The organism is Frankia nepalensis (assembly GCF_016786325.1).
In the GTDB taxonomy this organism is placed as follows: domain Bacteria; phylum Actinomycetota; class Actinomycetes; order Frankiales; family Frankiaceae; genus Pseudofrankia; species Pseudofrankia nepalensis.
Genome location: NZ_JADWYU010000226.1, coordinates 10,801 through 25,324, shown reverse-complemented (window position 1 = coordinate 25,324; position 14,524 = coordinate 10,801). Strand labels below are relative to the sequence as shown.

At 75.6% G+C, this 14,524-nt stretch carries 4 protein-coding genes; all 4 read left to right on the top strand.

Features of this window, described 5'->3' with window-relative positions; genetic code table 11:
- Nucleotides 1-114 precede the first annotated feature (114 nt).
- The 4 genes from I6A81_RS45890 (at nucleotide 115) to I6A81_RS35795 (ending at nucleotide 14,195) form a co-directional block, all read left to right on the top strand.
- A complete protein-coding gene (locus I6A81_RS45890) occupies nucleotides 115-1,224 on the top strand; it encodes a Shedu anti-phage system protein SduA domain-containing protein (protein ID WP_203004700.1) in 1,110 nt (369 codons plus the stop codon).
- A 483-nt stretch (nucleotides 1,225-1,707) separates the two neighbouring features.
- The gene (locus I6A81_RS35805) at nucleotides 1,708-2,706 is read left to right on the top strand and encodes a type IV toxin-antitoxin system AbiEi family antitoxin domain-containing protein (protein WP_285222824.1); all 999 of its coding nucleotides are present in this window, start codon (nucleotides 1,708-1,710) and stop codon (nucleotides 2,704-2,706) included.
- 331 nt (nucleotides 2,707-3,037) lie between these two features.
- A complete protein-coding gene (locus I6A81_RS35800) occupies nucleotides 3,038-11,356 on the top strand; it encodes a type I polyketide synthase (RefSeq protein ID WP_203004699.1) in 8,319 nt (2,772 codons plus the stop codon).
- Nucleotides 11,349-14,195, top strand: coding sequence for an acyltransferase domain-containing protein (locus I6A81_RS35795; protein WP_203010436.1), 2,847 nt, complete (start codon nucleotides 11,349-11,351; stop codon nucleotides 14,193-14,195). Before I6A81_RS35800 ends, I6A81_RS35795 begins: the two co-directional genes overlap by 8 nt.
- Nucleotides 14,196-14,524: the final 329 nt, after the last annotated feature.

Genomic DNA, 14,524 nt, shown 5'->3' with positions numbered 1-14,524 from the left:
GATCACCCCAACACTCGGAGAGAAATGGCCGTTCGATCGGACTCCACTCTAAGACGTTTCCTCGAGAAAGTTGCGATATCGGCTCACCGGGAAGCAGTTCCAGCAATTTCAGACGTGCTCGACCATGTCGGCGAGCGGAGTCCGTACCGTGGCGGACGCCAACTTCTTGAACTTCTCAGATTCGCGATCGGGCAGGCAGACGAATGCGGCGACCGCTCAACATCGGAGAGTCTCGTCGACGCGCTCGACTACGCCACCGGGAAGATCTTTGTTGACGACTTCGAGGCGAAGCACGGAACTCTCACGAGGCATCACCGCCGCACGGAACTCATGGCGCTAATACTTTCCGGAGCACAGCAACTCACTCTCACCTGGATAGACGACTTCCTCGATGAGAACCCGTCCGCGACCACAGCGGACCTACGCCGATACTTCGAGATTCTGTCAACGCGCTCCCTCAGGGTTCTCGAGGACAGAGAATCTGGCCGTTACCGCGTCGCGCCGCTCAGCGTGGACTGGGCCATGCACGCCGTTTACGACATGTTCAAGAAGACTGACGGCCTAAGTACGACCGGCCAACTGGACGAGATGGTCACAGACCAGCCACCTGGCTTCTGTTCCCCAGAGCTGCTGCTCCAGGGCGCCATAGTCTCCCTGCGACGGAACAAGATCAGGGAGATCCGCGATCTGGCCGACTCGTCGACTGCCACCGAGACCGACCTGCAGAAGGCGTTACGTGGGAACTGGTGGATCTTCGGTGGAACGTTCGTGGGCGAGGAGAGGCGTCGCCGTCTGCTCCCGCAGATAGAGATCGACCTGCCACTACTTCTCCCAGGAGGCGTTCTCCATATCATTGAACTCAAGGGTCCGGCAACCCCCACGACCAAACGCTACCGTCCCCACGTCACCACCGTCACCGCACCTGTGAATGACGCGGTCAACCAGGTGATCGGATACCTACGGATGCTGGACGAGAACCGCGACGACATACTGAGGAGAGTGGGAATTGACACTCGCCGATGCGGTGGCACAGTGGTCATCGGAGATCCCGCCCCGCGTGACGACAGAGAGCTCACACTAGAGGTGCTGCGCACGTTCAACAGCCACCTAAGTCGCGTTCAGGTTGTCACCTACCACCAGCTCCTGGACTCCGCGGAGCGCTCCCTTGACCTGGAGATGCAGGCAATCTCCGACGAAGCGGGGGGCGATCCTCCACAGCTTTGATCCGCCCGGAAATGATCACTCGTCGACAGAACCGCGCCGACCCCCGCGCCCAGAAAAATCCGAACATCTCGCTTCCCGCCGAAGGTGACCTCGCGGGCGAGACCAGATACCAGCACCGGTGGCCGACGGACCGACTGGCCGACGGAGGGGAAGTTTCGCGGGTAGGCACTCCGGCGTCCTGGCCCGCCGGTCGTGGCACGCTTCTCAGCACGATCCAAAATCTTCAAAGGCTTCATCTTATCCCGTGACCGGGTTCCTGGCAGCTACGGATACAGATCTGTGGACGGGCGACGGTTGTCCACGGCTACATCAATCGCGTTGGCGCGTGGTCGGCGCGGACGCCACAGTCAGGGTGTGGATGGCGCCCACTCAAGATCGACCAGATCCGGCCGCTCGGCACCTGGCCCAGGAGCCCGGGAAGGCACGGCCCCGTCGCGACACGCGGCGGTCTCGGAGGCGACGCATGGGCCGGACGCGTCCCCCATGTCGACATCCCGTGGCCCATCTGGGCACTCAGGGAAAGCTCCAGCGGCTCGCGACGCTCCCGGGCGGGTGTTGAGTGTGCCCGATGGGTACCGCGACGCGGTGCGAATCGCTCGAACCCAGGACGGGATGATCACCGTCGCGCAGACCAAGTCCGTCGGTCTGACACAGAGTAATCTGCGCACGCTGGTCAGGCGCGGCTGGTTCACTCCGGTCGCGCGCGGTTGCTACCTGGTACCCGGCGCGGCGCGGCTGCGGGCGCGTGCGCGCGCCGCGCTCGTAGGCCGGCCGTGGGCCGTCGTCTACGGGATCACCGCCGCGCGACTCCACCGGTTTGCTGGGCTCGACGCTCCGGCCGACGACGAGCCGATCCACCTGTTGATGCCCCGGGATGCCGCCAGGGCACAACCGGTTCGCGGTGTCAGGTTGCACTGGGGAAGCAGCCCGGCTGGGCAGGTCGTGAACCTTGCTGGCCTGCCTGTCACCTCGCCGGCCCGGACGGTCGCGGATCTGGTACTCACGGCGCCCGGCAGAGCCGAAGCGGTTGCCTTGATGGACGCCGCCCTGGGCTCCAGGCGGCTCAGCGATCTCACTGAGGCCAAGGCACTGACCTTCGGCCGCCAGGGGTCTCGTCGGGTCGCCGCCTGGTGGAACCTTGCCGACGGCCGGGCCCAGTCCGTGCTGGAGACCCGAGTACGGCTACTGCTTCTGGACCACGGTGTCACGCCCGGCGAACCCCAGTATGCGGTCATCGACAACGGCACCCTCGTCGCTCACGTCGACTTTGGCTGGCCCGACAAGAAGGTCTACCTCGAGGCCGATGGCGCGCGGTTCCATGGGCGGCCCGACGCCGTGCTGGCCGACCGGTACCGCCAGAACGAGCTCGCCCGGCGCGGCTGGCGCGTCGTTCGGGTCACCTGGTCAGATCTCGAGCGCCGCCCGTCCTGGATCATCGAGACCATCCGGGCCACCTTGGCTGACTTGCCTAACTCGCTCTGATCATCAAGCTTGGTGCTTGCGGAAATGGTCCTCGCGAGTTGGGAATTCCGGGTCGGTTCCACAAGCATTCAGCGATCATGAGCCGCGCCAGCCCGCCAGATCACGACCGGGAGTTTCTCCTCGCTGACGCGGGGTGCCCGAGGCCCCGGTGAGGCGCCGGTCACGTGGGACGAGAGGTCGGGACGCGTCCGAGCTGGGCGTTAAGGTTAGGAAAACCAAAATTTCCGGAGCCGGCCGGTCGACCAGCCGCGTCCCGACATGTGGGCGCGTTCCGGACGCCGGCGGTCCTGACCCACCGGGGCCGGTCGCCGCCGGGCACCGAGGGGTGGAGATGATCACCAACGAGCTCGGGCGGGACGCCGTCGTGGTCGTGACACCTTTCGGGCTGCCTCTCCCCCATCTGGTGGCGGCGGCGCGCCGGGCGGGAGCGCTCGGCGTCCTCGACCTGGGCCGCGACCGCCGCGAGGCGCTGGCCGCCCTCGCGGACGCCGAACGATGGTGCGCCCCGCGCGGCCGGGGCGGGCCCAGCGTCGGCGGGTACGGCGTGCGTGTCGGGTACGGCTGCCCGCTCGGCCCCGAGTCGCTTCCCGACGGCGTCGACACGGTCCTGCTCATTGGTCTCCCGCCGGCCGCCGCCACGACGGGCGCCGGCGACACGGTTGAGGCCGCCATGGTTGAGGCCGACACGGTCAACGTAGACGCCGTCGAGCTGGTGGACGCCCGTTGGACCGTCGAGGCCGCCTCCGGAGGCGGGCGGCGACGCGTACTGGTCGAGGTCACCGGCGTCGCCGAGGCGCGCGTAGCCGTGGTGGCGGGCGCGGACGGGCTGGTCGCCCGCGGCAACGAGGGAGGAGGCCGGGTCGGCGACCTCACCACGTTCAGCCTCCTGCAGCACCTGCTCGCCGACGCCACCGCGCGCCGGCGGCCGATCTGGGCCGCCGGCGGGATCGGGCCGGCCACGGCCGCGGCCGCCATGGCCGGTGGCGCCGCCGGCGTCGTGCTGGACGCCCAGCTCGCCCTCGTCGACGAGGTGGAGCTCGCCCCCGCGGTCGCGGGCGTGCTGCGGGCGATGGACGGCGGTGAGACGGCGCTGCTCGCCGGCCACCGGGTCTTCACCCGCCCCGACCTGCCCGTGGCCAGCCTCGTCGGCACCGCCACCGCCGTCGAGGTCGCGGGACGGCTGGGGGCGCGGGACCTGCGGGAGGAGCTCCTGCCGGTCGGGCAGGACGGGGCGTTCGCCCGGCCGCTCGCGGCGGCCCACCACAACGCCGCCGGGGTCATCCGGGCCGTCCGGGCGGCGATCCGCGACGGCGTCGCGACGGCCGCCGACCTGCGCCCGCTCGCGCCCGGCGCCGCGTTCGCCGCCGACCGGGGGCTGCGTTTCCCGGTCGCGCAGGGGCCGATGACGCGAGTCAGCGACCAGCCGGCGTTCGCGCGCGCGGTCGCCGACGGCGGAGCGCTGCCGTTCCTCGCGCTCGCGCTGATGAGCGGCCCCGAGGTCGAGCGGCTGCTGGCCGAGACGGCCAGGCTGCTCGGCGACGCGCCGTGGGGCGTCGGGCTGCTCGGCTTCGCGCCGCCGGACCTGCGGGCGGCCCAGCTCGCCGCCGTGCGCGCTGCCCGGCCACCGTCCGCGCTGATCGCGGGCGGGCGGCCGGCGCAGGCGGCCGCGCTGGAGGCCGCCGGGATCGACACGTTCCTGCATGTGCCCTCCCCCGGCCTGCTCGAGCGTTTCCTCGCCGAGGGCGCCCGCAAGTTCGTCTTCGAGGGCCGTGAGTGCGGCGGCCACGTCGGGCCCCGGGCGAGCTTCCCGCTCTGGGAGGCGCAGATCGCCGTCCTGCTCGCCGCCGGCGACCGGGGCCTCGATCTTTCCAAGGTGCACCTGCTGTTCGCCGGCGGCGTGCACGACGCCACCTCGGCGGCGATGGTCGCGGCGGCCGCCGCGGGTGTGGCGGCACGCGGCGCGCGGGTGGGGGTGCTCATGGGCTCGGCCTACCTGTTCACCGACGAGGCGGTGACGGCGGGCGCGATCGGCGCCGAGTTCCAGCGTCGGGCCCTCGAGTGCTCGGGGACCGTGCTGCTGGAGACCGCGCCCGGCCATGCCATCCGCTGCGCCGACACGCCGTTCGTCTCCACGTTCCGGGCGGCGAAGGAGCGGCTCGCGGCCGAGGGCCGGCCGCGGCGGGAGGCGTGGGCCGAGCTGGAGGCGCTCAACCTCGGCCGGCTCCGGCTCGCCAGCCGTGGGCTGCGCCGCGACGGCGACGCGCTGGTCACCGTCGACGAGGACGTCCAGCGCCGGGAGGGGATGTTCATGCTCGGCCAGGTCGCGGCCCTGCGGTCCGAGACCACCACGGTCGGCGCGCTGCACACCGAGGTCACCGAGGGCGCCACCGCCCTGCTCGCCGGGCGCGCGGCCGCGCTCACCGGAACCGCCGGGGCTGGTGGCCCCAGCGGGGCTGGTGGCACCGCCGGGGCTGGTGGCACGGCTGGGGTTGGCGGCATGGCCGGGGCCGGAGCCGACGGACCGGTGGATGACGCGCCGACCGGCCGCGCGGCGGGCGGCGACGCCGAGGCCGGCCGGACCGTCCCCGGAACCATCGGCGCGGACGGCGTGCCGGGCGGCCCGGCGGCCCGTCCGCTGGACGTGGCGATCGTGGGCATGGCCTGCGTGTTTCCCGGCGCGCCCGACGTCGACCGGTACTGGGCCAACGTGTGCGCCGGTCGGGACTCGGTGACCGAGGTGCCGCGCGACCGTTGGGACGCCGACCAGTTCTACGCCGAGCCGGCCGCCGACCCGCGCGAGCGAGCCACCCGCGCGGCCGCGGCCGCCATGGCCGGGCGGATCGAGGTGCCGTCGAAGTGGGGCGGCTTCCTGGAGCCGATCCCGTTCGACGCGCTGCGCTACGGGATCCCGCCACGCTCACTGGCCAGCATCGACACCGCGCAGCTGCTCGCCCTGGAGGTCGCCGCCCGCGCGCTCGAGGACGCCGGCTACGACCCGGGCGACGGCGGCGGACCGCCCGCCCGGCCCGCCGGCGCCGCCGTGGGCATGCCCGAGCCGCGGCGGCGCCGGCCGTTCGACCGGGCCCGCGCCTCGGTGATCTTCGGAGCCGAGTCGGGCGCCGACCTGACGACGGCCTACAGCTTCCGGTCGGCCTACGCGTCGCTGTTCGGCGCCACGCCCGCCGGGCTCGACGCCCAGCTGCCGACGCTGACCGAGGACTCGTTCCCGGGGATGCTCGCCAACGTCATCGCCGGCCGGGTCGCCAACCGCCTCGACCTGGGCGGGCTGAACCAGACCGTCGACGCGGCCTGCGGCTCGTCGCTCGCCGCCGTCGACGCCGCCTGCAAGGAGCTGCTCACCGGCGCCGCCGACCTGGTCGTCTGCGGCGGCGTCGACACCCACAACAGCATCCACGACTTCCTGCTGTTCTCGTCCGTGCACGCGCTCTCGCCGTCCGGGCGCTCGCGCGGCTTCGACGCCGCCGCCGACGGCATCGCCCTCGGCGAGGGCGTCGCGGTCGTCATCCTCAAGCGGCTCGCGGACGCGGAACGCGACGGCGACCGGATCCTCGCGGTGATCAAATCGGTTGCCGCGTCCAGCGACGGCCGGGCGCTCGGCATGACCGCGCCGCGCCGCGAGGGCCAGGTCCTGGCGCTGCGGCGCGCGTACGAGCGAGCCGGGATCTCCCCTACCCGCGTCGGCGTGCTGGAGGCGCACGCCACCGGCACGGTCGTCGGCGACCGGACCGAGCTCACCGCGCTCACCGAGGTGTTCACCGCCGCCGGCGCGGCGCCGGGCAGCTGCTCGGTCGGGTCGGTCAAGTCGCAGATCGGGCACACCAAGTGCGCCGCCGGCCTCGCCGGCATGATCAAGGTGGTCCAGGCGCTGCGGACCGGCGTGCGCCCGCCGACCGCTCACCTGACCGCGCCGAACTCCTACTGGGACGCCGAGACCAGTCCGTTCTACTTCGACACCGAGGTCCGGCCGTGGGCGGCGGCGCCCGCCGACCGGTTCGCCGGCGTGTCCGCGTTCGGGTTCGGCGGCACCAACTTCCACGCGGTCCTCGCCGCCTATGACGGGGTCCCCGAGCCGGCGCACGGGCTGGACGAGTGGCCGGCCGAGCTGTTCGTCATCCGCGCCGCCGACCGGGCCGGCGCGCTCGCCGCCCTCGACACGCTCGGCCGGCTCGCCGCGGCGAACGACGCGGCCGCCCGGCCGTGGCGGCTGCGCGACCTCGCCGCGGCCACCACCACCGCCGCCGGGCAGCGCGGCGGCGGCCCGGTGGCACTCGCGTTCGTCGTCGATGACCTCGACGCGTTGCCCGCGGCGCTCACGCGTGCCCGCTCGCTGCGCACCGACCCGCGCGCCGGCCTGTTCGTCGCCGACGCGGCCGCGTCCGGCCCCGACGGTGCAGCGGACGGCTCAGGGGCACCGGACGGCTCAGGGGTACCGGACAGCTCAGGGGTACCGGACAGCTCAGGGGTACCGCCCGTCGCCGGCGGCGGTCCCGAGTCGGTGGCGTTCCTGTTCCCCGGACAGGGCAGCCAGCGGCCAGGGATGCTCGCCGACCTGTTCGTGGCGTTTCCCCGGCTGCGCCGGCTCCTGGACCATGGCGCCGTCGACCCGGCCACACTGTTCGGCCCGGCCGCGCTCGACCCGTCGAGCCGGTCGCGCCAGCGGGCCGCCGTCACCGACACCCGCGTCGCCCAGCCGGCGCTCGGCGTCGCCGGGCTCGCCGTCGCCCAGATCCTCGCCGGGCTCGGGGTGCGCGCCGGGCACACCGCCGGCCACAGCTACGGCGAGCTGGTAGCGCTCGCGGTCGCCGGCGCGTTCGACGAGGCGACGCTGCTCGACCTGTCGGTCCGGCGCGGCGCGGCCGTCGTCCGCGCGGCCGGGCACGCGGCGGGCGCTACGCCACACGACAGGGCGGGCGCGACGCCCGACGACGCGACGCCCGCTGACGCGACGCCCGACGACGCGGTGCCCGCGCGTGACCCTGGCGCGATGGCGGCCGTGGCCGCGTCGGCGGCCCGGGTCGCCGCGGTGCTGGGCGGCCTGCTCGCGGCCGGCAACGCCGGCACCGGTCGCGACGCCCGTCGCGCTGGCGCCGGCGACGACGCCCACGACGGCACCCGCGGGGATGCGCCGGACTGGGGCACGGTCGTGCTCGCCAACGACAACGCGCCGGAGCAGACGGTCGTCTCCGGCCCGACGGCGGCGGTCGAGCGGGCGGAGCGCCTGCTCGCCGACGCGGGCCTGCGCGCCATGCGGCTGCCGGTGGCCTGCGCGTTCCACAGCCCGGTGGTCGCGGGCGCCGCCGGGGAGCTCGCCGAGGCGCTCGCCACCGCCGAGGTGCGCGCGCCGGGTGGGCGGGTCTGGTCGAACACGACCGCCGCGCCCTACCCGGACGGCCCCGACGAGGTGCGCGCGCTGCTGGCGCGACAGGTCGCCGAACCGGTGCGCTTCGTCGCGATGATCGAGGCGATGTACGCCGCCGGCGCTCGGGTCTTCGTGGAGGCCGGCCCGGGACGGGTCCTGTCCGGCCTGGTCGGCAAGATCCTTGCCGATCGCCCGCACTGGGCGGTGGCCTGCGACGTCGCCGGGGAGAACGGCGTGCGCCGGCTGCTGCTCGCGCTCGCCGAGCTCGCCGCGGCCGGCGTCGAGATGGACGTGGCGCCGCTGTTCGCGGGCCGGCGGATCCGGCCGGTCGACCCGGCCGCGACCCCCACCGCGCCCGGCTGGTTCGTCGACGGCGCGTTCGTCCGGGGCGCCGACGGCCGCCCGCTTCCTGGCGGCCTGCGCGCCGGCGACCAGCCCCCGCTCGCCCCGCCGGCGTTCCGGGTCACCCCGGCCGGCACCGACGCCCCGGTGCCCGCGGTGCCGGGCGAGGGCCTGACGGCGGCGAGTGGCGCCTCGACCGCGCCGCGGGGCGCCGAGACCGGCACGACAAGGACCGACACGACAAGGACGATGGGGACGGAGAACGGCATGGCAGCCGGCGTCGGATACGGGCCGGACGGACACCGCGCCGCCGGGTACGGGTATGAGGCGTCGCCGAACGGCCACGGGCAGGCCGTTTCGTCGGTGGGGCTCCCGTCGGTGGGGCTCCCGGTGGCCGGCGGGCAGCCCGGCTCCCCCACGCGGACTCCGCTCGACGAGGTGGTGCTGGGCTACCAGGAGTTCGCGCGCCAGTTGCTGGCCTCCCAGCACGAGCTGGTGATGCGCTACCTGGACGCCGCCGCGCCGCGTGCCCACCACACGCCGGTCACGCCCGCCCCGAACGACTGGGCTCCCGCCGCGCGCGACGCGGCTGGCTGGGCGGCCCCCGTCCCCGCCGCGTACCACGCCACGGCTGGTGGCGAGCGGCCGGCCGGTCCGGAGGCCGGCCTCTGGGCGCCTCCGGCGGCGGCGCTCCAGCCGACGCCCACCGCGCCGCCGACCGGCCCGGACGCGCCCGAGGCGACCGTCGCCGGCGGGGTGCCCGCCGCTGGGCGGGCGGAGCCGGTCGGGCGGACCCAGCCCGCGCCGGCCGGGCCCGTGGCGCCGGGACCGGAGCCGGCCGATGGTCCCGGGCCGGCGGGCGCGACGCTGGAGGCGGACCAGGTGATGGCGTCGGTCCTGGAGCTGATCGCGGAGCGGACCGGCTACCCGGCGCACATGCTGGACCCGGACCTGGACCTCGAGGCCGACCTGAGCATCGACTCGATCAAGCGGGTGGAGATCCTCGCCGCCCTGGGCGACCGGCTCGGGCTCGCGTCCGACGGCGCCGACGGCGGGGGCGATGGTGCCGGCGGGGTCGACGAGTCGGTGGTGGAGGAACTGGCCGAGCTCCGCACCGTCCGCGGCATCGTGACCCAGCTCGTGGAACGCCTGGCGGCCACCGGGCCGGCCGCCGCGGTGCCGGTCCCCCCGGCGCCGGTCCCGCTGGCGCCGGCGGGCGGGCCGAGCCCCACGGCGAACCCGCGGATCGCGCTCGCCGAGCCGGTACCGAGCCCTCCGGTCGCCGGGCCCGTCAGGATCGTCGAGACGGGCGGAGCCACCCCGGACACCGGCCAGGGCCTGTCGCGGTTCACCGTCACCTGGGCCGAGATCGCGCCGGCGGACCCGACCGGTCCCGCGCTGCTCGACGGCGCGCGTGTCCTGGTGTTGCACGACGCTCACGCCGCCGGCCAGCCGGGCGGCCCCGCCGGGCCCGCCGCGCTGCTCGCCGAGCTGGTCGCCGGGCTGGGCCGGCGCGGGGCGACGGTCACCCGGCTGGCGGTGCCCGACCCGGGCCCGGCGGCGGCCGCGGCGGTGGGCGCGGCGCTGGCCACCGGCGCCGGCGCGGACGGGGTCGTCTGGCTGCTGCCGGCGCCGCCGTCGGGCGACCTGCTGCCTCGCGCGTTCGAGCTGGTCCGCGCGATCGCGCTGGCCGGCGGCGTGCGGCTGTTGCTGGTCGGCGCGGCCGGCGCCCCGCTCGGGCTCGCCGGGCTCACCCGAGCCCTCGGCCACGAGCTGGACGCGCTCGTCCGCCTCGTCGACCTCGGCGGCGACGACCACGGCGAGCCGGCGGCCGAGCCGGCGGGCACCATGGCCGCCTGGCTGCTCGCCGAGCTCGCGGACACCGCGGGGCCCAGCACGGTCCGCTACCGCCACGGCCGGCGGCTGACGACCCGGCTGGTCCCCGCCGACCACGCTCCCGGTCTCGCGGATCTCCCGGACGGCCTTGCCCGGCTGGGCCTGGGGCCCGAGTCGGTGGTGCTGCTGACCGGTGGAGCGCGGGGGATCACCGCCCGGGTCGCGCTGGCCCTGGCCGAGGCGACCGGCTGCGCGGTGGAGCTGCTGGGACGCTCGCCCGAGCCGGTCGGGCGACCGGACCCGCTGACCGCGTCCGCGCCCGACGCCCGCTCGCTGCGGCGGCTGCTCGTCGAGTCCGGGCTGCGCCGGCCGTCCGAGGTCGAGGGCCGGGTCGCCCGGGTGCTCGCCGACCGGGAGATCCGCGTGACGTTGGACGCGCTGTCCCGGCGCGCCGCGTCGGTGCGCTACCACCAGGTCGACGTGCGGGACGCGGCGGCGGTGCGGGCCGTCGTCGACGGCGTCTACGCCCGCCATGGCCGCCTCGACGGCGTCGTGCACGGCGCCGGGCTGGTCGAGGACCGGCTGCTGCGCGACAAGACGGCCGAGTCGTTCGCCCGCGTCTACGAGACCAAGGTGGCCGGCGCCCGGGCGCTGGCCGCGGCGGCACGGCCGGGCCTGCGGTTCCTGGCCCTGTTCGGCAGCGTCGCCGGGGTGTTCGGCAACCGCGGCCAGGCCGACTACGCGGCGGCGAACGACGCCCTGGACACGCTCGCGGCGGCCTGGGCCACGCGTTTCCCGGACAGCCGGGTGGTCGCGATCGACTGGGGCCCCTGGCGTTCCGCCCCGCTCGGCGACATCGGTCCCGGAGGGGGCCCGGGCGGCGGCATGGTCTCCCCCGAGCTGGAGCGGGAGTACGCCCGCCGCGGCGTCGGCCTGATAGACCCGACCGCCGGCGTCGCCGCCTGCCTGCGTGAGATCGCCTTCGCCGCGCCAGCGCCGGCGGCCATCCACCCGCCCGCCCCGGCGGCCGGCCTGGCCGCGCCCGCCCAGGTCGTCTACCTGACCGGCGACCCGGAGGCGTTCGGTGCCTGACGGCACCACGCCGCCCGGCGACGGGGCCGCGCCCGGCGGTCCCACCGCCGGGGACGCCGACGGCACCGGGCCGGAGCGGCTGCTGCTGCTGGCGGGCTCGGACCCGGCCGACCTGGGGCGGATGCTCGCCCGGCCCGACGAGGAGCTGCTCGCCCACGACGACGCGGCCGACCCGCCGCTCGGCGGCGCGTGCCGGCTGGCCATCGTCGCGCCGACGCCGCGCCGGCTCGCGCTCGCCCGCCAGGTCGTGGCGACGGGTGTCGGGTGGCGCGGCGCCGACGACGTCTGGTTCTCACCCAGCCCGCTGCTGCTCGGCCCCGCCGGCGCGGGGCCGGCGGGCGGGCCGGGTGGGCGCGGCGGGCTCGCCTTCCTGTTCTGCGGGCTGGAGCACAGCTTCACGCCGCGGGTGGACGATGTCGCTCACCACTTCGGGCTGCCCAGCCCCGAGCTGGGCGGCACCGACGCGCTCGGCGGCTTCGGGCTGGCCGGTCTCGCGGTGAACTGGCTGCTCGACGAGGCGCTGCGCCGCCTCGGCGTCGTCCCGGACGTGGTCGCCGGGCACAGCATCGGCGAGTGGAACGCGATGCTGTCGACCGGCATGGTCCGGGCCGAGGCGTTCGGCGGGCTGCTGCCGCTGTTTCGCCCGGACGTCGTCGAGGTCCCCGGCGTTGTCTTCGCCGCCCTCGGCGCCGCCGCGGCCGACGTCGGCCCGCTGCTGGCGGGGCTTGGCGACGTCGTCGTCTCGCACGACAACTCGCCGGGGCAGTCGGTGGTCTGCGGCCCGCGCGAACAGGTCGAGACGGCCGTACGCCGCGCGCGGGCCGTCGGGCGGCCCGCCACCGAGCTCTCGTTCCGGTCGGGGTTCCACTCCCCGCATCTGGCGCCGCATCTCGCCCCGTTTCGCGGCGCGGTCGACGGACTGCCGCTGCACCCGCCGAGCGTCCCCGTGTGGTCGGCGACGACCGTGGCGCCCTACCCGGCCGACGCGGACGCCGTTCGCGGGCTCGTCCTGCGCCACCTCGTCGAGCCGGTGCGCTTCCGCCCGCTCGTCGAGGCGCTGCACGACGCGGGCGCGCGGGTGTTCGTCCAGGTCGGCGTCGGCAGCGTCGCCCGGTTCGTGACCGAGACGCTGGCGGAGCGCGACCACGCGGTGGTCGTCTCGAACGCCACCGTCCGCCCCGGGCTCGACCAGCTCCGCCGGGTCTGTGCCGCCCTCTGGGCGGAGGGGGCGGCCCCGCGCACCGACCTGCTTCCCCAGCCCGCCAGCCCGCTCACCGCCCCGCCCGCGCCCGGGCCGCGTTCCACGCCGTCGCGGCCCGAGGCCGAGGCCGGCACCGGACGGCCGGCGATCACCGTGTCGTCAGTCGACCCGCCGCCGCCCGCCCCGGCGCCCGCGAGGGCGGAGCACGTCACGCGGCGGACGCTGTCGGCGCGGGAGCTGCCGGAGGTGCTCGACCACTGCTTCTACCGGCAGCCGCCGGGCTGGCCGGACCTGTCGGACCGGTTCCCGGTGGTGCCGATGACGGCCGTCCTCGAGCTCATGCTCGACCAGGCCCGCGAGCTCGTGCCCGGCCAGGTCGTGCGCGCGGTCACCGACGTCCGGATGTACCGCTGGCTGGTGGTCGAGCCGCCGGTCGAGGTGACGCTCACCGGCCGGCTCCTCGGCCCCACGGAGGTGCGCGTCGAGCTGCGCGGCCACGCCCGCTGCACGGTCCATCTCGAGCCGGCCCCGGCCGGTCTGGCCGACGAGCCTGGGCCGGCCGCCAGGGCTCGCCCGGGCGCGGCCGTCGAGCGGCTGCCGGACGAGGAGCTGGTCACGGTCCGGCCCGCCGACCTCTACGGAGGCGGCTGGCTGTTCCACGGGCCCGGCTACCAGGGGCTGGCGGCGCTGTGGGCGATCTCGCCGCGAGGGGCGCGCGGCGAGCTGGTCTGCCCGCCGGCGCGCGGCGGCCTGCTCGACAGCGTCGGCCAGCTGTTCGGCTACTGGGCGATGGAGTACCTGCCCGACGACGGCCTGCTGCTCCCGCTCGCCGTGGGCCGGATCGCCTTCCACGGGCCGGCGCCGGCACCAGGGGAACGGGTGTCCTGCCTCGTGCGGGTCGTCGACGTCGCCCGGCGCACCGTCACCGCCGACATCACCGTGCGCGACCCGGACGGCACGCCACGGATCACGATCGAGGGCTGGGCGGACCGCCGCTTCGGCGGCGACGCCGACCTGCTCGCGCTGATGCTGCAGCCGGAGCGCAAGGCGCTCGGCGCGCCCGGCCCGCGCGGCGTGGTGACGGTCCACGACCGCTGGACGGATCCGGCGTCGCGCGAGCTCGCCGTCCGCCACTATCTGGACGCCGCCGACCGGGCCGCCATGGCCGCCCGCACCCCGCGCGACGGCCAGGCGTTCCTGCTCGCCAGGATGGCCGCCAAGGACGCCGTCCGGCACTGGCTGTGGCGCAACGGCGCCGGCGACGTCTGGGGCATCGAGATCGCGCTGGGCCTGAACGCGGGCGGTACGAACGCGGGCGGGACGGACACGGATTGGACCACCACGGGTTGGACGGGCACGGGCGACGCGGCCCGGGCTGCCGTCGACGCCGAGCCCCGCGGGCCCGAGGTCCGCGAGTCCGAGGTCCGCGAGTCCGAGGTCCGCGAGTCCGGGACGGCCGTCGTGCGCCTCCCGGAGCGCTTCGCCCATCTGGCGGCCCCGACGGTCGCCTACGCCGCGACCCCGGCCCTCGCGGCGGCGACGATCGTCGCCGCCGGCCTGGGCCAGGCCGGCCACGACCGCCGGATGCTCGCCGGCCTGGTGCGCGCCGCGCCTCGAGCCCTGTCCACGAGCGGCTAGAGCCCCACCTCGGACATGATCGCCGTTTCGGCCCTCCGGGGGTCGTGAACAGGGCCTCATCACAACCCCGTCGGGGCACTATCGGCGATCATGCGGAGCGGGCGGACGTTGGCGGTCGCGGCACTGGCCCGCCGGCCTATCGTCAGGGCACGGGGCGGAGCGGGCATGGGCGGGCTCCTGGGGACGGAGCGGGGGGGCCCGGGGCATCCACGGGCGGCGCCCGTCGGGCTGCCCGACGCCGGGCGCGACGGGGCTGGCAGGATGCGAGGAGGGCGGGCACGGGCGCGGGGCGTGAGGAGCTGGCTGGTGGTAGGAAGCGCGCCGCCGCG